The following is a 24,991-nucleotide window of genomic DNA, read 5'->3' on the forward strand; positions in this document are numbered from 1 at the left end:
ATATTTCGGGCAAGAGGAAGGGGCGCGGTTTCGCGCCTCTTTTTGCGTTGTGGTGGCGCGCGCTTTGGGCTTTGGTGGCGCCAAAGCAGGAGGGTGTGATGCTGAGATTGGATCATTTGGCCGTGGCCGCGGAAACGCTGGCAGAGGCGGTGGCGCATGTGGAAGAGGCGCTGGGCATCAAAATGGGGCCGGGTGGCGAGCACGCGCATTTTGGCACGCACAATCAACTGATTGGTCTGGCGGATGGGCTTTATCTGGAGGCGATTGCCGCCAATCCGGCGGCAGAGGCGTTGCCCTATCCACGGTGGTTTGATTTGGATCGTCTAGAAGGCGGGCCGCGTCTGGGGAACTGGATTTGCCGCAGTGATGATCTGGACGGCGAGTTGGCGCGTCTGGATGTGGAGGCGGGCAAGCCGATTGCCCTGTCGCGCGGGGATCTGAAATGGCGGATGGCGGTGCCGGAAAGTGGCGTGCTGCCGTATGACAACCGCTTTCCGGCGCTCATTCAGTGGGATGTGGCGGTGACACCGGCGGAGCTTCTGCCCGCCTCGGGCGTGGCGCTGACCCGGCTGGAAGTCGCGCATCCGGAAGCGGCGGCGCTGGAAGCGGCGGTGGGTTTGCAGGACGAACGTGTGGTGTTTGTGGACGGGGCTTCCGAGCTGCGCGCAACCTTTGAGACGCCGCATGGCACGCGGGTGCTGCGATGACGCTGCGCAGAGCCGATGCGGCAGATGCTGAGGCGGTGGCGGCGATTTGGAATGCCGAGATCCGCGACGGTGTGAGCACCTTCACCACGGTTGAGAAGACTTCAGAGCAGGTGCGCGCGGCAATTGAGGCCAAGGCGGCAGCGTTCTTTGTAGCAGAACAGGCGGGGCAGATTGTGGGCTTTGCCACCTATGGCGCGTTTCGCGGCGGGCCGGGATATGCGCGCACGGTGGAACACACGGTCTATTTGACACCTTCGGCGCGCGGGCAGGGCCTTGGGCGCGCTTTGCTAGGCCAGCTTGAGGATGCAGCAAAAGTGGCCGGGCATCATGTGATGGTGGCCGGTGTGGGGAGTGAAAACGCCGCAGGCATCGCATTTCACAAAACCATGGGATTTCAGGAGGTTGGACGGCTTCCTGAGGTGGGGCGCAAGTTTGATCGCTGGATGGATCTGGTCTTGCTGCAAAAAATGCTGTGATGCAGCACTGGCATTTGACGGCAGAGAGGATAGGTTAGGAATATGTCTATTTGGTCCCGCATCAGCCAAGCTTTGTCCGCCCTCAGCCAGGGGGAATCCCTCGCGGAGGTTTTTGAACAGTTGCGCGCGCCGCCGGAGCGCTCTGTGGCTTTCACCATTGCGGTGATCGCGCTGGGGGCGAAGATGGCCAAAGCCGACGGTCTGGTGACTCGTGATGAGGTGACAGCCTTTCGCGAAGTCTTTCAGATTGCCCCCAAAGATGAGGCCAAGGCGGCCAAGGTCTTTAACATGGCGCGTCAGGACGTGGCGGGGTTTGAGGAATATGCCCATCGCATCAAAGGCATGTTTGGCGCGGTGCGCGGGCGGCCCGGGGATTTGATGGAAGGGCTGTTCCATATCGCCGTGGCCGATGGGGAGTATCACCCCAATGAGGACATCTTCCTCAGCCGCGTTGCGGAAATCCTCGGCATGGATGACCATTGCTTCAAAGCTTTGCGGGCGCGCTATGTGCCGGATGCGGAGCCTGATCCTTATAGCGTGTTGGGGGTGGACCCGGAGACGCCAATAGAGGATATTAGAAAGGCCTGGCGACAACTTGTGCGCGACACCCATCCGGACAGCATGATTGCGCGGGGCGTGCCTGAAGAAGCGGTGAAAATCGCTGAAAAACGTATGATTGATATCAACAGAGCCTGGGATCAGATCAACGAGGCCGCGTGATGCGCATCGCCACATATAATGTGGAGTGGTTTTCGAGCCTCTTTGATGAGGACAACAGGCTTTTGCGCGATGACGAGGCATCCGGGCGGCAAGGCGTGAGCCGGGCGGCGCAGATTGAGGCGCTGGGGCGCGTGTTCACCGAGATGGATGCGGATGCGGTGATGGTGGTGGAAGCGCCCGATCAGGGGCGGCGGAGAGACACCGTTGCGGCGCTGGAGCACTTTGCCGGGCAGTTTCAGTTGCGCGCGCGCAAGGCGATCATGGGTTTTGCCAACACCACCCAGCAGGAAATCGCCTTACTGTTTGATCCGGCGGCTCTGGTGCCGATGCATGATCCGCGCGGGGCGGAAGCCGGACCGGAGGGCGCGGTGGGCGCGCCACGGTTTGACGGGGCCATGCGGATTGATCTGGATGTGGATGCGCGGGAGGATCTGGTGCGGTTTTCAAAACCGCCGCTGGAGCTTGACGTGACCACGGCCAAGGGCCGCACCTTCCGCATGATCGGGGCACATCTGAAATCCAAGGCCCCCCATGGCGCGCGCGGGGACGATGAGGTCATGCGCATCTCCATTGCCAACCGGCGCAAGCAGCTGGCGCAGGCGATCTGGCTGAGGCGGCGGATCGAAGAAGATCTGGCGGCGGGCGATGATGTGATCCTGCTCGGCGATTTGAACGACGGGCCGGGGCTGGATGAGTTTGAGCATCTGTTTGGCTATTCTTCGGTGGAGATCCTGATCGGGCCGGAGGATGGCGCGCGTATGTTTGATCCTCATGCGCAGGATGCGCTGCGCCACCCGTTGGCGGCACAGGCCAGCACGGCGCGGTTTCATATCGAGCGGCAGGGGCGCTATTTGTCGGCCTTGCTGGATTACGTGATGATTTCGGAAGGGCTGCGCACTGAGCGGCCAAAATGGCGCATTTGGCATCCGTTTGAAGATCATGCCTGTTGGCAGAATGCCCCGCTGCGCGAGGCTTTGCTGGCGGCGTCAGACCACTTTCCCGTGGTGCTGGACATTGATCTCTGAGCGGGGCGGCGCAGGAAGGAAGACCATGAAACAGAGATTTTTGGCCGCGGGCCTATGCGTGGCTGTGAGCCTGTCGGGAAGCGCAGGCTGGGCTGAGGAAGAAGCCGAGGGGCGCAGCCTGATGGAAGAGGGGGCGCTGTTGTTTTTCAAAGGCCTGCAGGAAGAAATGGCACCCGCGCTGGAAGGGTTGCAATCTTTCATGGAAGACGCCGGGCCGAGCATTCAGGCCTTTATGCTGGAGATGGGCCCCAAGCTGGGCGAGGTGTTTTCGCAGGTGCAGGACTGGAGCCAGTATCATGCGCCGGAAATGCTTCCCAATGGAGACATTATTTTGCGCAAGAAGGTGCCTGAGGTCATCACGCCGGAAGACGAGGGTGATGTGGGCGAAAGCAGTGAGGATGGCGCGATAGAGCTGTGAGTGCGCACGCCCGGCGCGCACTCTTGGGCACAAACGCGATCTGATCAGTCGCGCACTTTTACGGTTGGGGCGGCCCCCAGCGTGTTGCAGAGCGCGTTGAAGCGGGATTCGGCGACCTCGCCGTAAAGCGCGCCGGTGCTGGTGGGCAGACGCAGGTGCAGCTCTGCCTTTTTCGGGTAGTATTTCAGGCTGCCCATATTCTCGCTGTCACTTTGCCAGAGCATCGCGCCAAAGCGCATGGATTTGCCGATGACTTCGGCCTGATGGCGCTGTTTGTCGCTCAGCAGGCGGGCGAGCTCTTCAAAGCGGGTGCCTTCGGCCTTGTTGCGGTAGCGGTGCAGCAGGGAAAGGCCAAGGAACACACGTTCGCTGTGTTTCAACCCGCCGAGATTGGCGCGGGTGGTGCTGTCAAACACGGTTTCAGCCCGGTAGTCGGGATGGGCGCGCCAGCTGACGTCATGCAGCAGGCAGGCGGCTTTGATGAGGCGGTGCTGTTCCGGCTTGGCCGCATTGAACAGCGGCTGGATGAAGCGGTAGAGCGCTTTGCCAAAACCGGGGATGCGGGCGTCTTTGGCTTCCATGAAGCGGCAGGCCTCAATCAGCGGATCACGCTGGCGGATGCGCTCTGGCATCTGTTCATATAGCACGCCTTCGCGGATGCCGTAGGAGCTGATGGCGATGTCATGCGGCTTGAAGCGGCGCAGCACGCCTTTGAGCACTTCGATGGCCAGCGGGACAAGGTCCATACGGGAGCTGGAAATGCCGCAGCGCGCGCGCAGCTCGTCCGGGTCCTGAGACTGGATATATTTGGCGGTTTCGCGCACCGAGGTGGCGGTCATGCGGTATTCATGCAGCACTTTGAGCGGGTAGTTCTGCCGCTCCATGTCGATGCGGGCGATGGCGCGCCAGCTGCCGCCCACGAGGAACAGGCGGTTTCGCTGGTTGCCCATCTGGTTGTAGAGCTGGTCGAGCGTCTCGTTGATAAAGGCGCGGCGGCCCTTTTTGCCGCCTTTGACGTCGCGCAGCTTGAGCGGGCCAAGCGGGGAGGTCACGCGGCGGCCCACCTGACCGTCGTTGATTTCCGCAAGCTCCATCGAAGCGCCGCCAATGTCACAGATCAGACCGTAAGCGCCGGGCCAGCCGGTGAGCACGCCTTGCGCGGAGAGGCGGGCCTCTTCTGCGCCGTCGATCACGTGAATCATCACGCCGGTCTGCTCGAGCACTTCCGCGCAGAAGGCCTGTCCGTCGCTGGCTTCGCGCACGGCGGCAGTGGCAACGGCTGTGAGGCCAGAGACCCGCATGGTGCGCGCGATCTGGGCAAAGCGGGCGATGGCAGAGAGCGCACGCTCGCGCCCTTTCGGGTTCAGTCTGCCGGTCTCGGCAATGCCAGCGCCCAAGGCACACATGATTTTTTCGTTGTAAAAATAGGCCGGGCTGCGGGCGGCCCCGTCAAAGACCACCAGTCGGACGGAGTTGGATCCCACATCCACCACGCCAACACGAGACAGGGCTCGGGCTTCGGGATCTTCAAAGATGGGGCGTTCAAACAGGCTGTGATCCTGTTTCGGGTCATTGGGCATAGGCGTCTGGTCCGGCCAAAAAAGTCGCGTGGTTCTGCATCATTACTGTGCGCCACGCGGCTTTTTCGGTCAATCAGACGATGAGGTCAATCATCCGTATGGGTCAGTTTGGGCACATCTGATGCGCCAGCCGATCCGCGGCCTGAAAGGGAGGGGTTTTCCATGAAGAAACGGTGGCAGTTGAAGGCAAATGCGCCCTCAGGTACCGGCAGACGTGCAAAGCTACCGTCGGGTTTCATCACCCAGCTTTGCGCCACATCCGCAAGGTTGGCAGCCAGAACCTGACTCATGATTTGCGCTTTCACCGTGGCGTTTTTGACCTCGACCAGCGTTTCCACACGGCGTTTGAGGTTGCGGCCCATCCAGTCGGCCGAGGACATAAAGACGCGGGCCTTCTTGTTCGGAAGCTCCTGACCATTGGCAAAACACATCACGCGGGAGTGCTCCAGAAAGCGGCCGACGACGGATTTGACGCGGATGTTGTCAGAGAGCCCTTCGATGCCGGGACGCAGACAGCAGATGCCGCGCACCACGAGTGAGATCTTCACACCGGCCTGAGAGGCCGCATAGAGCGCGTCGATCACCTCCGCATCCACCAGCGAATTCATCTTGGCCCAGATCGCGGCAGGCTTGCCTGCGCGGGCATTTTCCGCCTCTGCGCCGATCATTTCCAGAAGACGGGGCTTCAGCGTGATCGGGGAGATCGCCAGATTGTCGAGCTTTTCCGGTTCCACATAGCCGGACAGGAAGTTGAACACCTTGTTGGCGTCGCGTCCCAGATCAGCGTCGCAGGTGAAAAGGCTCACATCTGTGTAAATTTTGGCGGTGATCGGGTGGTAGTTGCCGGTGCCATAGTGGGTGTAGGTGACGAGCCTGTCACCCTCGCGCCGCACCACGGTGGAGATCTTGGCGTGGGTTTTGAGATCCAAGAAGCCATAGACCACATGGGCGCCTGCGCGCTCCAGCCGGCGGGATTGGCGGATGTTGGCGGCTTCGTCAAAGCGCGCCTTCAGCTCCACCAGTGCGGTGACGGATTTGCCGTCCTCGGCGGCCTCACAGAGGGCGCTCACGATAGGGGAGTTTTTGGACGTCCGGTAGAGGGTCTGTTTGATCGCCACCACATTGGGATCATGGGCGGCCTGCTGCAGGAAACGCACCACCATGTCGAAGGTTTCATAGGGGTGATGCAGCAGCATGTCTTTCTGGCGGATCGCGGCAAACATATCGCCGTCAAAATCCTGCACACGCTCCGGCACACGCGGGGTGAACGAGGGCCAGAGCAGATCCGGGCGCTCGTCCACCACCAGTTCCTTGAGGTCGGCAAGGCCAATCATGCCTGCGATATCCACAACCTCATCGCCGCGCACTTCGAGCTCATCCATGATGAGTTTTTTGAGCGAGGCGGGGGCGTCTGCGGTGATCTTGAGACGGACCACTTCGCCGCGGCGGCGGCGTTTCAGGGCCACCTCAAATTCGCGCACGAGGTCTTCGGCCTCGTCTTCGACCTCAAGATCGCTGTCGCGCAATACGCGGAAGGCGCAGTGGCCTTTGACTTTGTAGCCGGGGAACACGCTGTCCAGATGCAGGATCAGCAGCTCTTCGAGCGGCAGGGCGCGGACGGTGTTGCCCTCAGAGGGCAGGAAGACAAAGCGGTCGATCTGATGCGGGATCGGCAGCAGCGCCTGAAGGGGACGTTTGTTTTTCTTACGCTCAAGCTGCAACGCCAGCGAAAAGCCGGTGTTGGGGATGAAGGGGAACGGGTGCGCCGGGTCGATGGCCAGAGGCGAGAGAACCGGGAACACGCGGTTCATGAAGACATTGGCGAGGAAGGTCTGGTCGTCTTCTGAGAGGGCCTCGCGGTCCAGAATATGGATGTCTTTGTCTTCGAGCGCCTCGCGCAACTCGTTGAACATGCGCTGCTGTTCCTGCAGCAGGTTGCGGGCGTCTTCGTTGATCAGAACAAGCTGTTCCGCCGGGGAGTGGCCATCCTGAGCGGGGCTGGTGTGCCCTTCGCGTACAAGCTCGCGCAGACCGGCCACGCGCACGGTGTAAAATTCATCGAGGTTGGTGGCGGAAATCGACAGAAAGCGCAGGCGCTCCAAGAGCGGCACACGCGGGTTTTCGCTTTCTTCCAGCACACGCCAGTTAAAGCCGAGCCAGCTCAGCTCGCGATTGTAGAAACGGTCCGGCCCGGAGATGTCCAGATCAGGCATCGCGGTGGCGGCGGGGAAGTCGGATTTCAGAAAGTCAGCTTGGGTCATGCGGCTCTCATGCCATTGGCAGGTAACGAGAAGATGACTTTAGGGCGGATTTTGAGGGGGGTCCAGCGCTGGGGCGGCAGATGGCTGGGAAAGCGGGTGACGTTTACGTGTCAGCCGCTCTTTGAAGCTGCGCTGACACTCAACTGGCCCAATTTGTCACCATCAGCCGCGCTGGAAGATCCGTTTGGCTTTGATCAGTGGCTCAATGTAGATGCCATAAACGGTGCGGTAGTCCTGTGTTTCTTCGCCAATGCCGAAGTCCAGCTCTTCGCGCCCTTTGGGGACATAGAGCGTGCCGCCCATACGATCCCAGATCGCTAGGCCGCCCCCCATGTTTTTGTCCCAATGCTTGGGGTCGCTGGAGTGGTGGATCTGATGCATGGCGGGTGAAATCAGCCATTTTTCAATGCGCGGGCCGTAGCTGACCCAGGCGGGGCTGTGGCGAAGGACACCGCCGATGAGGTTTGAGCCGAAGAAGATCACATTTGCGCCGCCAAGCTGATAGACGGTGAGCTGATCCCCGAAGAGGCCCACGAATACCCCGTTCACCAGCGCAGCGGCGCTGATCGTGCCGGTTAGGAAGAACACGGCGTCCAGCGGGTGATGGCGCTCGGCTGTGGCGAAGTTCAGATGTTCGGCGGAGTGGTGGATCTTGTGAAATTCCCAGAGCACCGGGATTTTGTGCTGCAGATAGTGCAGCCACCAGCGCATGAAGTCATTCACCACATAAAGCGAGACGGTTAGTGCCACGGCGACCCAGATTGAGCCGCTTTCGGATTGGAGATCTGCGCCAAAGGATTTCACGCCGCTGGCGACGATGGCGCTCAGGCTCCAAAGCTTTTTGAGGAGCCAGTCAAAGGCCAGAACCATGATGATTGGGTTTGCGATCAGAATGATGTAGTCGATGAAGGCGGAACGCGAGCCCCAGACCTCTTTTCTAAAGAACACCGAATGGAATTTGCGGTCATCGCCGCCCACGCGATGGGCGCATACGGCGATGGCCATGCCGCAGAGGACATAGACCCAGAAATGCCGCAGATTTGCGTTGTGGGTTATTCCCGTGATTTTTGACAAGGCCAGTTGGGCCAGTTCGGTGATATCCATTCGCGCCCCCGCGTATGCAAATTGTTCAGTTAGAACGGATGATGCCTAAAAGTGTCTGCATTATGGCTGTCATCGTGTTTTTGGGTGGCGCGTGTTGTTTTGGCTGGGCCCCAACGGGGCAATGCCGCTTTCTGAAACAGGTTTGGCGTTTGGACGGTGCGCGTCAGCCCGCCTGATCGCGGTCGTATTCCATGCGGTGTTGGCGGACCTCGGACATTTGCTCGTGCGACCAGAACACCAGCGGCTTCAGAAGCTCCAGCAGGGTGCGGCCCAGTGGGGTGAGCTCATAAGACACGGCAACGGGCGGGCCGGGGTCGACGGAGCGGGTGATATAGCCGTCACGCTGCAAGCCGCGCAGGTTTTCGGTCAGCACGCTTTGGGTGACGTCACCAATACAGCGTTTGAGGCTGCCGAACCGCTTGGGTTCATCCTCCAGCGCCATGATGATGATCATGCGCCATTTGCCGGTCACGTTGGAGAGGATCGAGCGAATGGAGCAGTTTGAAGCTTCTGCTTTGTTGGCAACGCCGATTGGTAGCATGTGAGGCTCTGGTATCGTTTCAAAACTAACCTGAACAGTAGCGCAGCGTGGGATAGAATGCAAATTCCCTTTGTTGTGTTGGTATGTTTGACCATACTAGGTCAGTTTAAGGTACGTAATTGCTATGTGGTAGGGATTTGATACCAAGTTTGTACAGAGACGAAACAGACACGAATCAGAGGATCAAATCATGTCACCGAAAGAACTTGTTCTCGCGCTTTTCACTGCTGCATTTACAGATCACGACCCTGAGGCCGCCCGTGCGCTGGTCACCGCAGATTACATTCAACACAATCCGCAGGTGCCGACCGGTGCTGAAGGGCTGATGGGGCTGGTGCCGCTTGTGGAGCAGTCGGGCATGACCGTCACAACGCACCGGGTCATCTCGGAAGGGGATCTGGTTGTGTTGCACAGCACCTTTGACAATGCCGATGCCTTTGGCGCGCCAAGTCTGGCGGCGTTTGATGTGTTTCGGGTGGAGGATGGCAAGGTTGCCGAGCATTGGGACAACCTCCAGCCCATTCCGGAAATCACCGCGTCAGGTCGGGGCATGACCGATGGCCCGACCGAGGTGGCTGATCTGGACCGCACCGAGGAAAACAAGGCGTTGGTGCTTGGCTTTGTACGGGACGTTCTGGGCGGTGCGGCGCCAGAAAAAGCGCCGATGTACTCAGAGGTCTACATGCAGCACAATCCGCAGCTGGCGGATGGGATTGACGGGTTGATTGCAGGCACCAAAGCCTGGGCCGAGCAGGGCTTTGTGATCACCAAGTTTGAACCGCAGATTGTGGTGGCGGAAGGCAACTTTGTCTTTGTGGCCTCGGATGCCACTGTCAGCGATCAGCCGTGGGCTTTCTTTGATTTGTGGCGGGTTGAGGATGGCAAGATTGTTGAGCACTGGGATGTGGTGTCTCCAACGCCCGCGCAGATGGTGCATGACAACGGCAAATTCTAAGGACAGGCAGTCACTGGCGCGCCGATGTGTATTGGCGCGCCTTTGGGGCAGGCGTTTCAGTCCTGCTCCAGCACCCGTTTCGCCAGCACTTTGGTAATCGGGCGCTTTTCGCTTAGAGAGAGCTGATCCACGGCTTCGACCACGCGGGCCACACCTGCAAAGGAGCGGTCCATATGTTTGGCGATGTAGCTCAGCACATCGGGGGTTGGCATCAGCTGGCGGTCGCCGAACTGTTTGGCCATCACCGCCATCAGCAGCATGTCATCGGGCTGATCCAGGGTGGCCACCGTTGTGCCCTGCATGCGGCTCAGGAGGTCGGGCAGGGTGAGGCCCCATTGCAATGGGGTGCCAAGCCCCGTGAGCAGGAGCGTGTTGCCCTCTGCCAGGGTCAGGTTGTGCAGGTGAAACAGCGCGGTCTGGGCCTCTGAATTGTCTGCAATCAAATGCACATCTTCCACGGCCACGGGTGTTTTAGCGAGTGCGGGCACGTCGTCTTTGTGAAGGCTCGTCGCGCTGACGATCTGCGCTTCGGCCAGGGCGGCCCACACATGGGTCAGATGGGTCTTGCCCGAGCCCAAAGGCCCTGACAGCACAAGTTTGCCGCCCGCCCAATTGGGCCAGAGGTCGACAAGCCCCAGAGCCATGGCGTTGGCGGGGCTGACAAAGAAATCATCACGCCCAAGCGCTGCCCGGACGGGCAGATCAAAATTTAGCTGTTCAGCCATTGTCGTTTATTCAGCGTCCTGCGCGCTTTCGCTCTGCGAAGCGCTGTGCCCGTAGTAGAGTTTTGAGGACATGTATTGGCCTGTGGCGAAACGTGCAAGCACACCGATGGCGGCGGCGACCGGAACGGCGACCAGCATGCCGACAAATCCGAAGAGCGCGCCGAAGACGGACAGTGCCAGAAGCAGCCAGACCGGGTGCAGGCCCACCGATTTGCCAACAAGCTTGGGGGTCAGGATGTTACCTTCCACCACCTGCCCGATGGCAAAGATGATGCCAACCAGACCAACCTGTAGCCAGTCCCCCCAGAATTGAAAGAGCGCCAAACCGATGGCGAGCGCGCCCCCGATCAGAGCGCCAAGGTAAGGAATGAAGGTCACAAGGCCCGCAATGGAGCCAACCACCAGGCCAAATTGCAGCCCCACCACCATCAGGGCGACGGCGTAATAGGTGCCAAGGATCAGACAGACCGTGCCCATGCCGCGCACAAATGAAGCCAGTGTCTTGTCGATGTCGCTGGCGAGGCGGCGAATGATCGGCGCGTGATCACGGGGCAGCAGCCCGTCGACCTCGGCCACCATCCGGTCCCAATCGAGCAGAAGATAAAAGGCCACCACCGGTGCGATCACCAGAAGCGTGACCACATTGAGCACAGACATGGCGGAGCTGAGCGCGGTCTGCAAAAACGCGCCGCCGCGTTCTTTGAGAACGGCTCCAAGCTGCTGCAGGGTCTGGTGCATGACCGAGTCCGGTTGCTGCATGCTGGGGAATTTGGCGGCTACAAAGGCGCGCACCTGTTGCACCACTTCGGGCAGGGTCTCCACAAGCGCGATGAACTGCTGGATCAGGGTTGGCACCACAGCGAGCACCAAAACCGCAAAGACCAGAAGCCCCACCAGCGTAATCAGCGCGGTGGCGGCAGCCCGAGAAAGGCCACTGTTTTCAAGGCGGTCGGCAACCGGATCCAGGAAATAGGCAATCGCGCCGCCCAGCACGAAGGGCAGCAACACATGCCCGAGCGCCCAAAGCAACAGGGCAGATACCAGAACAAAAATACCCCAGAACTGAAATTGCTTTTTGGCGGGAAGGGCCATGTAACCGATGCTCCAAGTTGACTTAACTGGGCACAGTCATCGCCGAAGCGGCCCTAGGTTGCAAGCATAAGTGGTTTTCCTGCCCTTGCCAAAACGGCGGGGCAGGTGGTGGCTTATGCGTGGAGGCGGAACGGCTCAAGCACCGACAGCAAATCAATTCTTTTCAGAGGCTTGGCCAGACAATCGTCAAAGCCTGCGTCAAGATAGCTTTGCACCTGTTCGGGGAAGGCATTTGCTGTAACTGCCACCAGTTTGGTGCACCCGGCGGAGACCCCGGAGGCAGGATCTGTGCGCAGGGCCTGAGCGATCTGATCGCCGCTGAAATCGGGCATCTGAATGTCGACAAACAGGAAGTCAAAGCGCGTATCGCGCGCCTGCTGCAGCGCGGTGGCGCCGTTGGTGGCGGTTTTTACCGATGCGCCCATGCTCTCCAGCATCTTTGACAGCACCAGGCGGTTGACCGAGCTGTCGTCCGCGACCAGTGCCTCTTTGCCGGCATAGGCATTGTGCAGGATTTCCGGCGAGATCTTCTGTTCGTCCTGCGCTTTGGTGATCGGCATGGGCAGGGTCACATGGAAGGTCGTGCCTTCGCCCAGTTTGCTCTCTACCTCGATCTCGCCACCCATGAGGTCGACCAGTTTTTTGACGATGGACAGGCCAAGACCGGTGCCGCCCTTGCGGCGCGCCACAGAGGCGGTGGCCTGTGTGTAGGGTTGGAACAGGCGGCTCAGCTGTTTCTCATCCATGCCGCTGCCGGTGTCTGATATACTGAAACGCAGGCCAGTTGGCAGCGTGTGCAAGGTGATGCCCACAGCGCCACTGTCGGTGAATTTGATGGCGTTGCTGATGAGGTTGCCCAGAATTTGACGCAGGCGGAATTCATCCCCCAAGCGCAACAGATCGGTGCAGGCGCCTTGCTCCTCATAGGTCAGAGCCAGCGCTTTGGCCTCAGAGCTGCCCCGATAAAGCGCCATCACCGCATGTGTGGTCTCTGAGGCGGAGAAGGGGAGCTCCTCCAGCGTGAGTTCGCCCGCATCAATTTTGCTGAGGTCCAGCGAGTCATTGAGGATGCGCAGCAGACCCATGGACGAGGTCTCAATAGAGCTGAGCAGCTCCACACATTCGCTGTTTTTGGGTTTGTCGCTGGCATATTCATGCAGCATGTCCACCGAGCCAATGATGCCATTGAGCGGCGTGCGGATTTCATGGGCCATATGGGCCAGAAATGTCTCGCGTGCCTCTGCGGCCCGTTGCGCGAGCGCTTCGGCTTCCTTGGCTTCGACCAGCGCGGCTTTGAGGGCGATCTGCTCGTTCACGCAGCGCGCGATCTGTTGCAGCGTGCGCTGATCTTCCGCGCTCCAATCCCGCGGCTCGGGCGTGGCTGCGCAGAGCGCACCAATCGGTGTGCCATCAGGCAGATGGATGGGCATCCCAAGATAGCCGATCACATTGAGGTCTTTGATAGCACCGTTGAATTTGAGCACAGGGTGTTCGCGGGCGTCAGAGACAACCAGCGGCGCATTGCTGGCGCGCACGTGCTGACAGAAAGAATGGCTGAGTGGTGTCTGGCGCGCCTCGGCATAGGCCGGAGGTAAGCCGACGTGGCTTTTGAAATATTGCCGGTCTTCGCTGGGCTGCACGATAGAAACCAGAGCAACGGGCGCACCGAGCACGCGGCTCGCCAAGGAGCTCAGGTTGTCGAAGGCCTGTTCTTCTACCGCGTCTACAAGCTCAAGCGCCTGTAGGGTGCGGTCGTCAGCCGGCGACATATTGGATGCCGGTTTCACAGGAATGTTCATCTTCTAGCTCATGCGTTCGCGGTTTAGACTGGGCAGTTGCCCGATGCGCCCAAAAAACCTAAGGGCGCAGCCAGTTGTGCAAAGACCCGACTTCGTAATCTCAGTGAAGACTGCGGTCTACGCATATATCTAGTGCGTTTAGCGTTAATCCAAGGTGAAATTTCATACGTAACTCCCCTTATTTAATACAAACTTTACCTATTGAGCGGTTGTTCGCCCGCGCCTGAGGTCGATCGGCGAACTTGCGCTCTCGACGCGCGCGCCAAGTTATTTTTTCGTGAGCGGGCTTGGTCTCCTCCCACTTGGTTGGTTGCGAACAGGGGGAACGTCCGGTGGGATATCTCTGGCGATATGCGGGCTTGGCTTGCCTCGCGGCAAGCTTTGGGCTAGCCCATGGCGAACGCTGACATACGCGCGCCCAGAGCTATGAGTGGGCCGCCCCATTGGAGAGAAAACCGCAGATGCGCCTGTCCCGCTATTTCCTGCCTGTGTTGAAAGAAACGCCTGCTGAAGCGCAGATTGTGAGCCACCGCCTGATGTTGCGCGCTGGTATGATCAAGCAATCCAGCGCCGGGATTTACTCCTGGCTGCCGCTGGGCTTCAAAGTGCTGCGCAAGATCGAGAACATCGTGCATGAAGAGCAGGTGCGCGCGGGCCACATTCCAATGCAGATGCCAACACTGCAGTCGGCGGACCTCTGGAAAGAGAGCGGCCGTTATGACGCTTATGGCGAAGAGATGCTGCGCATCAAAGACCGCCATGACCGCGACATTCTTTATACGCCAACCGCAGAAGAGCTGATCACCGATATCTTCCGTTCCAATGTGAGCTCTTACAAAGATCTGCCGCTGACCATGTATCAGATCCAATGGAAGTTCCGCGATGAGATCCGCCCGCGTTTCGGCGTGATGCGGGGCCGCGAATTCTACATGAAAGACGGCTACAACTTTGACCTCACCAAAGAGGATGCGCTGCACGCCTATAACCGCCATCTGGTGAGCTATCTGCGCACCTATGAGCGGATGGGGCTTCAGGCGATCCCGATGCGGGCAGATGGTGGCCCGATTGGCGGCGACTACACCCACGAATTCCTCGTGCTGGCGGAAACCGGTGAGTCTGAGGTGTTCTATGACAGCGCGGTGACCGATCTGACCTTTGGTGATCGCGAGATCGACTATGACAGCGTAGCGCAGTGTCAGGGCGTGCTGGAGGAGTTCACCTCCAAATACGCGCGCACCGATGAGACTCATGATGAGGCGCTGTTCAATGAGATCCCGGAAGAGCGCCGCCGTGTGGCGCGTGGCATCGAGGTGGGACAGATTTTCTACTTCGGCACCAAATACTCTGACGCGCTGAACGCGCAGGTGCAGACTGCTGAAGGTGAGAAAGTCTCTGTGCATATGGGCAGCCACGGCATCGGCGTGAGCCGCCTGCTGGGCGCCATCATTGAGGCGAGCCATGACGACAAGGGCATCATCTGGCCTGAGGGCGTGACTCCGTTCCATGCGGGCATCGTGAACCTCAAGCAGGGTGACGCAGAAGCGGATGCGGCCTGTGAAGCGCTTGAAAAAGCGCTGATCGCAGCGGGTCTTGAGCCGCTTTATGATGACCGCAAAGAGCGCGCGGGCGGCAAGTTTGCCACCATGGATCTGATTGGTCTGCCATGGCGCATCACCGTTGGCCCACGTGGTCTGAAGAATGGTGTGGTCGAGCTGACCAGCCGCCGCAGCGGGGAGAGCGAAGAGCTGTCCCCAGAAGCGGCAGTGGCCAAGCTGATCGAGATCTACGCCGATCACCGTGTGGTTGGGCTGTAAACACAGTTCAAATGTGCGCCTTGCGGCGCGCTTGATTTTGAAAACCCCCGCAAGTCTGCGGGGGTTTTTTTGTTGCCTCCGGCGGGGATATTTGGCGCAAGAGGAAAGGCTGCGTTTGCGCTCAGTGTTGCCGACGGGCGCGCGCTGCCGGGTTGACCCTGTGAAAGGGGCCTCATAGGGTCGCGCTCAACCAAGAACCGGAGCAGACATGGCAGGCAGAACCGCCCCTTTTTCCCGATTTGAGTGGATGATCGCTTGGCGTTATCTGCGCGCGCGGCGTGCGGAAGGCGGCGTGAGTGTGATGACCTGGATCAGCCTGATTGGCATCACGCTGGCGGTCTTTGCGCTGATTGCGACTTTGTCGGTGCGCGCAGGCTTTCGGGCAGAGTTTGTTGACACGATTTTGGGCGCGAATGCCCATGCAACCATCTATCAACGCGGGGAAATTTCTGACACCGGACAGATTGATCGCACCATTCACGACTTTGACGAGATGGCGGCGCGCTTGCGGGCGGTGCCCGGGGTGACACGTGCCGCGCCACTGGTCAAAGGGCAGGTGATGGCGAATATGCGCAGCCGCAATGCGGGCGTGGAGGTCTTTGGCATGCGGGCTGAGGATCTGGCGGAGCTGCCGCGGATTGCCGATCCGGAGACCAGCGATGGGGATCTGGCCCGCTTTGGCGAGGGCATTGCCATTGGCTCTGGCGTGGCGCGCGAGCTGGGGGCGCTGGTGGGCGACCGGATCAAGATCATTTCGCCCAACGGGGTGAAAACCGCCTTTGGCACCTCGCCGCGGGTGAGTAGCTATGAGGTGGTCTATATCTTCTCCGCTGGACGCTATGACATTGATCGCACACGGGTTTATCTGCCGTTTGAGGCGGCGCAGACCTTCTTTGATCGTGATGGTGTGGCTGATGAGATCGAGGTTATGGTGGCTGATCCGGAAAACGTGGGCGAGATGGCTGTTCCGCTGTTGCAGGCGGGCGGAGATAGGGCGCTGGTCTGGACCTGGCAGCAGGCGTCGGGGGGCTTTCTGAATGCACTGGAGGTTGAGGACAATGTGATGTTTGTGATCCTGTCGGTGCTGGTGCTCATTGCGACCATGAACATCGTTTCAGGCCTTGTGATGCTGGTGAAAAACAAGGGGCGCGACATTGGTATTCTGCGCACCATGGGGCTGACCGAAGGCTCTGTTTTGAGGGTGTTTTTCATCTGCGGGGCCTTCACCGGGGTGATTGGCACTGTGATGGGCGTGCTGCTGGGCTGCCTGTTTGCGATCTACATTGATCCGATTTTTTCCTTTGTAAACGTACTGTTGGGCGGTGAGGCTTGGGATCCGTCGATCCGCAATATCTATCACCTGCCAGCGCGGCTGCAGATGGAGGATGTGATCAGCGCGGTGAGCCTGTCGCTGGGGCTGTCCTTCATTGTGACGATCTTTCCGGCGCGGCGAGCGGCGCGGATGAACCCGGTGGAGGCGCTGCGCTATGAGTGATGTTGTGCTGAAACTTGAGGGCGTAGAAAAGCGCTATAACAAAGGCTTAGCGGGTGAGATCCATGTCTTGCGCGGGGCGGAGCTGCGCCTGAAGGCGGGCGAGATGGTGGCGCTTGTGGCGCCCTCAGGGGCGGGGAAATCCACGCTTCTGCATATGGCGGGATTGCTCGATACGCCGGACGCGGGGACGGTGGAAATCGGCGGGCAAAGGCTCTCTGGAAAGTCTGACCGGCAGCGCACCAAGGCGCGGCGGCAGGACATTGGCTTTGTCTATCAGTTTCACCATTTGTTGCCAGAATTCAGCGCCTTAGAGAATATCGCTTTGCCGCAGATGGCCAATGGGGTGGCCAAAGGGCCTGCCTCAGAGCGGGGGCGGGCGCTGTTGGAAACCGTGGGCGTAGCGCATCGGGCGGATCATCGGCCTGCGGAGCTGTCTGGCGGGGAGCAGCAGCGGGTGGCCTTTTGCAGGGCACTGGCCAATAAGCCACGGATTTTGTTGGCAGATGAGCCGACAGGGAACCTTGACCCAACGACCAGCGATCAGGTGTTTGACGCGCTGATGACGCTCGTGCGGGAGACCGGGCTGGCGGCATTGGTGGCGACGCATAATATGGAGCTGGCGGCGCGGATGGACCGGGTGGTGCGGCTGGAAAACGGGCTGCTGGTGGACGGCTAAATTTCTCGGCTGAGCGCGGGTGTTGCGTAAGAGGTTAATGGGACAGATTTGCCCTGTTTTCAACGTCGGTATCGCGTCGGTAACGCGGCTGTATTGCGGCGGTTCAATATCTTGGGGCAGGGGCGTTTATGAACGCTAGGGGCGTTGCGTCGCATGCGGGCCTTGGCCCCAGAACAAGCCGAAGGCGCTGGGGCAGCGCCCGACCGTCCGCAGGGCGGGCGCTTTGGCGACGGGCGGCGGCAGCTTGATGAAACCGGATGTGTTTGGTTGGCATAAACGGGCAGGTTGCCAGCTGGGTGCGTCCACCCCCGGTCGGGCTTTTGACAGGCGCGCGCCTACACGCTCATCGCCAGCACACGGCTGATTTCGGTGAGGCTACGGCCGGATTGCTCCATCCAGATGTTGAAGGCCTCCTGCACCTTTTTCATCGCGCCTTTGGAAGTGGGCTGTTTGTCCACCACGCCTTCGGCGATCAGGCGGGCGACCACATCGCGGGACAGGATGAAGCTGTCTTTGCCCAAGAAGCGCAGCGCATATTGACCGGTGTTTCCACCGATGCGGGAGCCGCCCTTTTTCATGAAGTCGAGCAGGCCGATATAGTCGGTCGCGGGCCAGCCGCCGAGCACCACGCCCGCGCCGCCCTCTGCGCGCAGGGATTGCAGGAAGTGGGCGTTCTCGATCACGGTGCGGATTTTGGGGCCGTTGCGTACGATGTCTGAGTTGGACATCAGGCGGTCCATATCCTCGTCATGCAGAAAGGCGCAGCGGTCCACATCAAAACCGTGGAAAGCGGCTTCAAAGCCCTCCCATTTGTTCTCGATGACCTGCCAGTTGAAGCCCGCCTGAAAGACGCCTTTGGTGAATTGGGCAAGCCAGCGGTCCTCTGGGATTTGGGTGAGCCCTTCGGCGGTTTTGGGTTTGCTCAGTTGGGCTTCAAGCGCGGCAGGGCCGCCTTTGCGGTCGGCGGCGATGGCGAAGATCTCGTCGAAGGGGCGCATGGGGTGGTCCTTTGGGTGGCGTTGATCTTCAGAACATTGTTGCGATTTCTTGGGTGAGTGCCAGAGGTTTGTCTGCGCAGTTTCTCAAGTGGCTTGATCAGAATTGCACAAGGTTTATTGCTGAGCCGCCGCGCGCAAGCCGAGGAGTGGAAGCGAAGCGCCCGCGTTTTGTTGGAGGCAAACCTCCGGTTTGACGGGGACGGTTCACCTCTCGGGAGCTTACTGCGCAAGCCCCTGCCGGTCGGCGGGGCGCTGCCAAATCTTGGATTTGGCATAGGAGAGGCTTTGCGACGGGGATGGGGGGCGAAGATTTTGGTGAAGGGGGGCAATGCCGCCTATGGATGAGTTTCTCACTCGGCGAAACGTTGTCCTTGCAAGCGATCCCTGACGGGCTGGGTTCACATAAAGATAGCGCAACGTATCGGAAGGCGGCTGACTTGAACTTTGCTTTTGGGCGAACACTGCTTGTTGCTGTTGCTATGAAGACGATGTTCTGCGCAGCGGCTATTGCCGAAAGCCAGCCGTCTCAATCGGTGTTGGACATCGCTTTCTCCGCAAACGAGGCGAGAGACACCGCGCGACTGTTGGAGATCGTTGAGGCAGAGCCAGCGATACTGAGGCAAAGGAACACAAACGGTGTCAGTCTCTTAGAAGCTATCTACCTGCACTATAACGACGATTTGGTTGCTCAGAGTCATCTCAAATTTCTGGAGGCTTTTTTGGAAAGCGATTGGTTCGGGCAGGAATTCGACACGGAGGAGCTGTTTGACTTGGCTCTTGGGGCTCTTAAGGGAGTGGATCGGCAATTGTCCGATATCGCGCTTACTCCTGATATGCGAGTTCATGACGATCGCGCGCCGTTTATCAAATTGCTTACAAAAACTGCTGATGCGGTAGTTCCTTCAACGTCGCTGCGTAGCCAGACTGGCTTAGAGATCATCCTTGGGGTTTGCGACAAACGTCAATTTGCAGTTGGTCAGTAGAATTTTATTGGATCACATCTGACTTCTGTTGTGACGAGTGGCTTGTCTGAGTTGCATCGCGACTTTGCGGTTTCTTATCGCCAGACAGGTGTACTTTCGCGAGATTGTGTTGATGTCTTTCTGAGCTAGTTTTGCTGAACGAGATAAGTGGTGGTTGGCGCGGCCTCGCAACTTTCGCGCACGAACCGAGGGGTGGGAGCGAAGCGCCCGCCCCGTGGGGGCGGTTCGGGCGCTGCCAAAGCGGAGCTTTGGCATTTTTTTGGGGGGGCTTCCTACCCAGCTAAGAAAAAAATGGATAGGCTTATTGTGGTCAATGGGGCACCAATTACAACGGGCTGCAGCCAGAGGGAGCGCGCGAGTTTTTCCTTCTCTGTCAGTGTCGACACATCCGTAAGTTTCAAGCAAAACTGGTCTATTCTGTAGGCGAGTGAGTTGCGTCGCTTATGTTCTGCTAGAATACTTTTGTCGCCAAGTTGTCTGGCCAAGTTGTGATCCAAAAACAGTATAAGGTTAGCCAGCCAAAGCGCGCGCGGCTGTGTCCATCTGGGCGTTTTGTGAGGTGCGAAGCCTGCTGCCCAAAGGCAAAAAAAAGCCGCGATGACCATAGAAAGTAGCGCGGGTGCGTTTGAAATCATTTGTCATGCATCCAGCTACTGTCATAACACCTTGGAACTTAACTTGTGGCGGGGCTGCGAGAAAACCAAGCAATTTTTTGGTTGAAAGGAAGTTTGATCCCGCTCACGAACCGAGGGGATGGGAACGAAGCGCCCGCGTTTTGCCGAAGGCAAACCTTCAGTTTGACGGGGGCGGTTCACCTCTCGGGAGCTTGCTGCGCAGGTCCCTGCCGGTCGACGGGGCGCTGCCAAAGCGGAGCTTTGTCATAGGGGGCCTATCAGGTGAGCGATTTTGTGACTCTCACCTCTGACCCTTTACGTTGTGCTTTCGCCCCCCACCTTTACCCCGCTTTAACTCAAAAATACTTAGGTGGCCTTGCAGCCCTCCGAGCCCACCACTAAGACTCTCTTGGTAGGGTCCGACGGTCGGGCCGAAGCGATCAACAGGCAGGCGATATGAAAGACCCTTTTGAGACTTATATGAACACCCTTGTGCCCATGGTTGTGGAACAGACCAGCCGTGGTGAGCGCGCCTATGATATTTTCTCGCGCCTGCTGAAAGAGCGCATCATCTTCCTCAACGGTCCTGTGCATGACGGCATGTCCTCGCTGATCGTGGCGCAGCTTCTGCACCTTGAGGCGGAAAACCCCTCCAAAGAAATCAGCATGTACATCAACAGCCCCGGCGGCGTGGTGACCTCCGGTCTGTCGATCTATGACACCATGCAGTACATCAAGCCGAAGGTGAGCACGCTGGTGATTGGCCAGGCGGCCTCCATGGGCTCCTTGCTGCTGACCGCCGGTGAAGCGGGCATGCGTTTCTCTCTGCCAAACTCGCGCGTGATGGTGCACCAGCCATCCGGCGGCTATCAGGGTCAGGCGACGGACATCATGATCCACGCCGAGGAAACCCTGAAGCTGAAGAAGCGTCTCAATGAAATTTACGTGAAGCACACCGGCCGCACCTATGAAGAGGTGGAGCAGGGGCTTGAGCGCGACAACTTCATGAGCCCGGAAGAGGCCAAAGACTGGGGTCTGATCGACGAAATCGTCGAAAATCGCGCCAAAGGCGACGACGAAGAGAATTGAAAATAAGTGCCCGGTGACGCGTGGTCGCCATCGGGCACTTTCGCATTGTACCCCGTTTGCGCCTGTCCTAAGCTGGCTGAAACGCGGGGGCCTCACAGAACTGAGGCCGAGGTTTTGGGCCTGAAAGGGAAGACATGTCGAACACATCCGGTGGTGACAGCAAGAACACTCTCTACTGCAGCTTCTGCGGCAAGAGTCAGCACGAAGTGCGCAAACTGATTGCGGGTCCAACCGTTTTCATCTGTGATGAATGTGTCGAACTTTGCATGGACATCATCCGCGAAGAGACCAAGGCCAGCGGGCTGAAGGCTTCAGAGGGTGTGCCAACACCGCGCGAGATCTGCGACGTGCTGGACGACTATGTGATTGGTCAGGCTGTGGCCAAGCGAGTGCTGTCTGTGGCGGTGCACAACCACTACAAACGCCTCAACCACGCCCAGAAGGGTGGCGATATTGAGCTGGCGAAATCCAACATCCTGCTGATCGGCCCGACGGGCTGCGGCAAGACGCTGCTGGCGCAGACGCTGGCGCGGATTCTGGATGTGCCTTTCACCATGGCGGATGCGACCACGCTGACCGAAGCCGGTTATGTGGGTGAGGATGTCGAGAACATCATTCTGAAGCTTCTGCAGGCGTCGGAATATAACGTGGAGCGTGCGCAGCGCGGCATCGTTTATATCGACGAGGTCGACAAGATCACGCGCAAATCCGAGAACCCGTCGATCACCCGTGACGTGTCTGGCGAAGGCGTGCAGCAGGCGCTTCTGAAGCTGATGGAAGGCACCGTGGCGAGCGTGCCTCCGCAGGGTGGCCGCAAGCATCCGCAGCAGGAGTTCCTGCAGGTGGACACGACCAACATCCTGTTCATCTGTGGCGGCGCGTTCGCCGGTCTGGACCGGATCATTGCGCAGCGCGGCAAGGGCTCTGCAATGGGCTTTGGCGCCGATGTGCGGGACAATGATGAGCGCGGTGTCGGCGAGATCTTCCAGGATCTGGAGCCGGAAGATCTGCTGAAATTTGGTCTGATCCCGGAATTTGTCGGCCGCCTGCCGGTGCTGGCAACGCTGGAAGATCTGGACGAAGACGCGCTGGTGATCATTCTGACCCAGCCCAAGAACGCGCTGGTGAAACAATATCAGCGTCTGTTTGAGCTGGAAGATGTGCAGCTGACCTTCACTGATGAGGCGCTGAAAGCGATTGCCCGCCGCGCGATTGAACGTAAGACCGGTGCCCGTGGCCTGCGCTCCATTCTCGAAGAGATCCTGCTGGACACCATGTTCGAGCTGCCGGGTCAGGAGAGCGTGACCGAGGTTGTGGTGAACGAAGAAGCCGCAACCACTCAGGCCGCGCCGCTGATGATCCACGGCGAAGCAGAGAAAGAGCCAGCCTCTGCGGGCTGAGGCTTTCTGCGGATAGAGTTTGAAAGGGCGCTCCGGTTGGGGCGCCTTTTTTGTTTGGTGGTGATGTGAAGCGCTGAGGGCAGGGGCTTTGCCCCTCTGCGCGCGGGGCGCGCACATTCACCCCAGGATATTTGACGAATGAGAAGGCGCAGCGCACGCAAATGTGAGCGGGGGGCTGGTTGCCATTGGGGGCGCGGGGGCCAATATCGGGCGCGCTAACAAAGGACCTGTTCAAATGCCCAAAGCCGTACTCTATCGCATGGATCTGCCCAACTATACCTGTGGCTATGGCACCGCTGCGCGTGACCTGCTCAAGCGGGAGAAGTTTGAGATTGAGGAACATATCCTGCGCACACGGCGGGAGACGGATGCGTTTAAAGACAAGCATCACATCACCACGACGCCGCTGATTTTCATTGATGGGGTCAAAATTGGCGGGTTTACCGATCTGAAGAAGCATCTGCAGGGGCAAAAGCCTAAGTCCAAACGGTTTTGGAAGCGCTAGGCGTCGTCGTGAAAATCTGGAGCGCTGGGGTTTACCCTCATCCAGTGTCGGGGCTGGACTAAGTCGCCGAACTTGGGGGTTCAGTCTTATTGTGCGAAGCCCCAAGCCAGCGGCGATTCGCCGTCAGGCGATTGTATCTTGGGTGCTTGGGGTGTTGCCCCGACGGCGCAATTTAGGGGGTGAAGTTTGCAGCATGTTGCTTCCATCTGTACACGTATAGAGAAAGTTTGCCAAATGGAATGCGCGCTTTTGTTGAGGGGGCCATGCGCCATATCTCAGGTGGAAAGTGGACAAGCTCACCCTACAAACCACCCTTAAGGCATGATCGGGAAAACCTGTTGCTCGCTGGTGCGTTGGTTGAGGCTTTTTTGATCCTTATGGATCGGGGTGAAGGTCTGGAAATTCAGATACCGCGAAGCCAATTGGAAGAAATGCTCGGCGGAATAATTGTGAGCAAAGGGCTGGCGGTCCTTGAGAAGTGGGGGGTATTTACCCGAAGCCGAACTGGCAATGAGGCAGCGGTATACAAATTCGAAAGCCGCGAGCATTTGGAAGCAGTTTTGAAAGGGCTCCAGCAGGCGGAGGCAGACACGCGAAACTGCTAAGAGCAACAAGAGGCGTTAACGTCCACGCCTGACGTCGGTAGCCATTGACAGTTCCCCTCTACCGGAGGATGTCTGACCTGAACAAATATTCAGGAGCGCATCATGGGCGTACGTCACATTTCCACCGGATCCCCCTTTGAAGAAAAAATTGGCTATTCCCGTGCGGTTGTGGCCGATGGCTGGGTCTTTGTGTCCGGCACCACGGGCTATGATTACGAGACCATGACCCTGCCTGAGGATGTGGTGGATCAGTGCCGCAACACGCTGGCGACCATCGGCAAGGCGCTTGAGGCGGCGGGTAGCAGCCTCGATGATGTGGTGCGGGTGAACTATATTCTGCCCGATGGCAGTGATTTTGAGAAATGCTGGCCGGTGACCAGTGAGGTTTTTGCCAAAGCCAAGCCAGCGGCGACGATGATCATCGCGGACCTTATGGAAGACGCCATGAAGATCGAGATCGAAGTCACCGCGCGCGTGGCCTCCTAAATCGCTGTCCGCAGCCCTCAGCGAAAGCGCTTTGACATGACCTCTCATATTGCCACGGATCGTGCGGCCAATCGGCTGGGCAGCCTGTTTATGGTTGCGGCTATGGCCGGCTTTGCGGTGGAGGATGCCTTTTTGAAGGCCGCCGCTCAGAGCCTGCCGATCGCGCAGGTGATGGTGTTGTTCGGGGCGGGCGGGGCCATGGTGTTTGCTCTGTGGCTGCGCGCCAAAGGGCAGCCGTTGGCCCCTAAGGAGGTGCTGTCGCGCCCGATGCAGGTGCGGGTGTTCTTTGAGATTTTCGGGCGGCTGTTTTTCACCCTGTCGCTGGCGCTGACGCCGCTGTCCTCAACCACGGTGATCCTGCAGGCCACACCGATTGTGGTGGTGGCCTTTGCGGCGCTGGTGCTGGGCGAACGTGTCGGTTGGCGGCGCTGGTTGGCAATTGTGATCGGATTGCTGGGCGTTGTGCTGGTGGTGCGGCCTGGCGGGGACAGTTTCACCCTGCTGTCGTTACTGGCGGTTGGCGGGATGCTGGGCTTTGCCGGACGTGATCTGGCCAGCCGGGCCGCCCCTGCGAGCCTTGGGACGGCTGTTTTGGGGCTCTATGGGTTTCTGGCGATTGTGCTGGCCGGGGCGCTTTATGGGGTGCTGTGGGAGCAGCAGCCGTTTCACACCCCGCAGCCCAACGCGCTTCTGGCGGTGGCGGCGGCGGTGGCTTGTGGCGTCTTTGCCTATAGCGCGCTGATGCGGGCGATGCGCACCGGGGAGGTCTCTGCGGTGACCCCGTTCCGCTACAGCCGTTTGCTGTTTGGCGTGGCACTCGGGGTGATTGTGTTTGGTGAAGGGCTCGACGCGATGATGATCGCAGGCAGCCTGCTGATCGTGCTCTCAGGGCTTGTGATCCTCTGGCGCGGGAAGCGGTGAAG

The 24,991-nt window shown here is 59.2% G+C and carries 25 protein-coding genes; 17 read left to right on the forward strand and 8 right to left on the reverse strand.

Features of this window, described 5'->3' with window-relative positions; translation table 11 throughout:
• Nucleotides 1-98 precede the first annotated feature (98 nt).
• The 5 genes from J7399_RS13480 to J7399_RS13500 are packed head-to-tail and all read left to right on the forward strand — an operon-like array spanning nucleotide 99 to nucleotide 3,346.
• Nucleotides 99-707, forward strand: coding sequence for a VOC family protein (locus J7399_RS13480; protein ID WP_209086874.1), 609 nt, complete (start codon nucleotides 99-101; stop codon nucleotides 705-707).
• Entirely contained in the window at nucleotides 704-1,183 is a 480-nt protein-coding gene (locus J7399_RS13485; RefSeq protein WP_209086875.1) for a GNAT family N-acetyltransferase, read from the forward strand. Before J7399_RS13480 ends, J7399_RS13485 begins: the two co-directional genes overlap by 4 nt.
• Nucleotides 1,184-1,225: 42 nt before the next feature.
• Nucleotides 1,226-1,903 (forward strand): molecular chaperone DjiA, encoded by a 678-nt coding sequence (locus J7399_RS13490; RefSeq protein WP_209063862.1) that lies wholly within the window; start codon nucleotides 1,226-1,228, stop codon nucleotides 1,901-1,903.
• Entirely contained in the window at nucleotides 1,903-2,928 is a 1,026-nt protein-coding gene (locus J7399_RS13495) for an endonuclease/exonuclease/phosphatase family protein (protein ID WP_209086876.1), read from the forward strand. Before J7399_RS13490 ends, J7399_RS13495 begins: the two co-directional genes overlap by 1 nt.
• A 25-nt stretch (nucleotides 2,929-2,953) precedes the next feature.
• On the forward strand, nucleotides 2,954-3,346 hold the full coding sequence (locus tag J7399_RS13500) for a hypothetical protein (RefSeq protein ID WP_209086878.1): 393 nt from the start codon (nucleotides 2,954-2,956) through the stop codon (nucleotides 3,344-3,346).
• 44 nt (nucleotides 3,347-3,390) lie between these two features.
• Here the strand turns inward: J7399_RS13500 and J7399_RS13505 are convergent, their stop codons facing one another.
• The 4 genes from J7399_RS13505 to J7399_RS13520 form a co-directional block, all read right to left on the reverse strand.
• Entirely contained in the window at nucleotides 3,391-4,926 is a 1,536-nt protein-coding gene (locus J7399_RS13505) for a Ppx/GppA family phosphatase (protein ID WP_209086880.1), read from the reverse strand.
• Nucleotides 4,927-5,012: 86 nt separating this feature from the next.
• A complete protein-coding gene (locus J7399_RS13510; RefSeq protein ID WP_209086882.1) occupies nucleotides 5,013-7,187 on the reverse strand; it encodes an RNA degradosome polyphosphate kinase in 2,175 nt (724 codons plus the stop codon).
• 162 nt (nucleotides 7,188-7,349) lie between these two features.
• Nucleotides 7,350-8,291, reverse strand: coding sequence for a sterol desaturase family protein (locus tag J7399_RS13515; RefSeq protein ID WP_209086884.1), 942 nt, complete (start codon nucleotides 8,289-8,291; stop codon nucleotides 7,350-7,352).
• 163 nt (nucleotides 8,292-8,454) lie between these two features.
• Nucleotides 8,455-8,832 carry a helix-turn-helix domain-containing protein gene (locus tag J7399_RS13520; RefSeq protein WP_209086885.1) on the reverse strand — a complete coding sequence of 126 codons (378 nt, stop codon included), beginning with the start codon at nucleotides 8,830-8,832 and terminating at the stop codon, nucleotides 8,455-8,457.
• 190 nt (nucleotides 8,833-9,022) lie between these two features.
• Here J7399_RS13520 and J7399_RS13525 point away from each other — a divergent pair, with 190 nt between their 5' ends.
• The gene (locus J7399_RS13525) at nucleotides 9,023-9,787 is read left to right on the forward strand and encodes a nuclear transport factor 2 family protein (protein WP_209086886.1); all 765 of its coding nucleotides are present in this window, start codon (nucleotides 9,023-9,025) and stop codon (nucleotides 9,785-9,787) included.
• A gap of 56 nt (nucleotides 9,788-9,843) precedes the next feature.
• On the opposite strand, the gene J7399_RS13530 is transcribed toward J7399_RS13525, so the two are convergent.
• From J7399_RS13530 to J7399_RS13540, 3 genes are all read right to left on the reverse strand, one after another.
• Nucleotides 9,844-10,512, reverse strand: coding sequence for a DnaA/Hda family protein (locus tag J7399_RS13530; protein ID WP_209086887.1), 669 nt, complete (start codon nucleotides 10,510-10,512; stop codon nucleotides 9,844-9,846).
• A 6-nt stretch (nucleotides 10,513-10,518) separates the two neighbouring features.
• Nucleotides 10,519-11,604, reverse strand: coding sequence for an AI-2E family transporter (locus tag J7399_RS13535; protein WP_209086888.1), 1,086 nt, complete (start codon nucleotides 11,602-11,604; stop codon nucleotides 10,519-10,521).
• Nucleotides 11,605-11,717: 113 nt separating this feature from the next.
• On the reverse strand, nucleotides 11,718-13,403 hold the full coding sequence (locus J7399_RS13540) for an ATP-binding protein (protein WP_209086889.1): 1,686 nt from the start codon (nucleotides 13,401-13,403) through the stop codon (nucleotides 11,718-11,720).
• Between the two features lie 461 nt (nucleotides 13,404-13,864).
• Here J7399_RS13540 and proS point away from each other — a divergent pair, with 461 nt between their 5' ends.
• The 4 genes from proS (at nucleotide 13,865) to J7399_RS21100 (ending at nucleotide 17,664) form a co-directional block, all read left to right on the forward strand.
• Nucleotides 13,865-15,217 carry a proline--tRNA ligase gene (gene proS / locus J7399_RS13545; protein WP_209086890.1) on the forward strand — a complete coding sequence of 451 codons (1,353 nt, stop codon included), beginning with the start codon at nucleotides 13,865-13,867 and terminating at the stop codon, nucleotides 15,215-15,217.
• A 208-nt stretch (nucleotides 15,218-15,425) separates the two neighbouring features.
• Complete coding sequence (locus J7399_RS13550; protein WP_247742899.1) at nucleotides 15,426-16,712, forward strand: lipoprotein-releasing ABC transporter permease subunit; 1,287 nt, start codon at nucleotides 15,426-15,428, stop codon at nucleotides 16,710-16,712.
• Nucleotides 16,705-17,388, forward strand: coding sequence for an ABC transporter ATP-binding protein (locus J7399_RS13555; RefSeq protein WP_209086891.1), 684 nt, complete (start codon nucleotides 16,705-16,707; stop codon nucleotides 17,386-17,388). The genes J7399_RS13550 and J7399_RS13555 overlap by 8 nt, the downstream gene beginning before the upstream one ends.
• Before the next feature lie 153 nt (nucleotides 17,389-17,541).
• A complete protein-coding gene (locus J7399_RS21100) occupies nucleotides 17,542-17,664 on the forward strand; it encodes a hypothetical protein (protein ID WP_280637799.1) in 123 nt (40 codons plus the stop codon).
• A 59-nt stretch (nucleotides 17,665-17,723) separates the two neighbouring features.
• Here J7399_RS21100 and J7399_RS13560 read toward each other — a convergent pair whose 3' ends face one another.
• Nucleotides 17,724-18,386 (reverse strand): DNA-3-methyladenine glycosylase I, encoded by a 663-nt coding sequence (locus J7399_RS13560; protein ID WP_209086892.1) that lies wholly within the window; start codon nucleotides 18,384-18,386, stop codon nucleotides 17,724-17,726.
• A gap of 341 nt (nucleotides 18,387-18,727) precedes the next feature.
• Between J7399_RS13560 and J7399_RS13565 the strand changes: the two genes are divergently transcribed.
• The 7 genes from J7399_RS13565 (at nucleotide 18,728) to J7399_RS13595 (ending at nucleotide 24,989) form a co-directional block, all read left to right on the forward strand.
• Complete coding sequence (locus tag J7399_RS13565) at nucleotides 18,728-19,369, forward strand: hypothetical protein (RefSeq protein ID WP_209086894.1); 642 nt, start codon at nucleotides 18,728-18,730, stop codon at nucleotides 19,367-19,369.
• Between the two features lie 1,070 nt (nucleotides 19,370-20,439).
• Nucleotides 20,440-21,072 carry an ATP-dependent Clp protease proteolytic subunit gene (locus J7399_RS13570; protein WP_209063822.1) on the forward strand — a complete coding sequence of 211 codons (633 nt, stop codon included), beginning with the start codon at nucleotides 20,440-20,442 and terminating at the stop codon, nucleotides 21,070-21,072.
• A gap of 134 nt (nucleotides 21,073-21,206) precedes the next feature.
• Nucleotides 21,207-22,472, forward strand: a complete 1,266-nt coding sequence (clpX, locus tag J7399_RS13575; protein ID WP_209063820.1) for an ATP-dependent Clp protease ATP-binding subunit ClpX — start codon at nucleotides 21,207-21,209, stop codon at nucleotides 22,470-22,472.
• A 235-nt stretch (nucleotides 22,473-22,707) separates the two neighbouring features.
• On the forward strand, nucleotides 22,708-22,977 hold the full coding sequence (locus J7399_RS13580) for a glutaredoxin (RefSeq protein ID WP_209086896.1): 270 nt from the start codon (nucleotides 22,708-22,710) through the stop codon (nucleotides 22,975-22,977).
• 263 nt (nucleotides 22,978-23,240) lie between these two features.
• A complete protein-coding gene (locus tag J7399_RS13585) occupies nucleotides 23,241-23,582 on the forward strand; it encodes a hypothetical protein (RefSeq protein WP_209086898.1) in 342 nt (113 codons plus the stop codon).
• Between the two features lie 102 nt (nucleotides 23,583-23,684).
• Nucleotides 23,685-24,068 carry a RidA family protein gene (locus J7399_RS13590; RefSeq protein WP_209086900.1) on the forward strand — a complete coding sequence of 128 codons (384 nt, stop codon included), beginning with the start codon at nucleotides 23,685-23,687 and terminating at the stop codon, nucleotides 24,066-24,068.
• Between the two features lie 36 nt (nucleotides 24,069-24,104).
• Nucleotides 24,105-24,989, forward strand: coding sequence for a DMT family transporter (locus tag J7399_RS13595; protein WP_209086902.1), 885 nt, complete (start codon nucleotides 24,105-24,107; stop codon nucleotides 24,987-24,989).
• Nucleotides 24,990-24,991: the final 2 nt, after the last annotated feature.

Origin of the sequence: Shimia sp. R9_1 (assembly GCF_017743775.1) — a bacterium.
Lineage (GTDB): Bacteria > Pseudomonadota > Alphaproteobacteria > Rhodobacterales > Rhodobacteraceae > Shimia.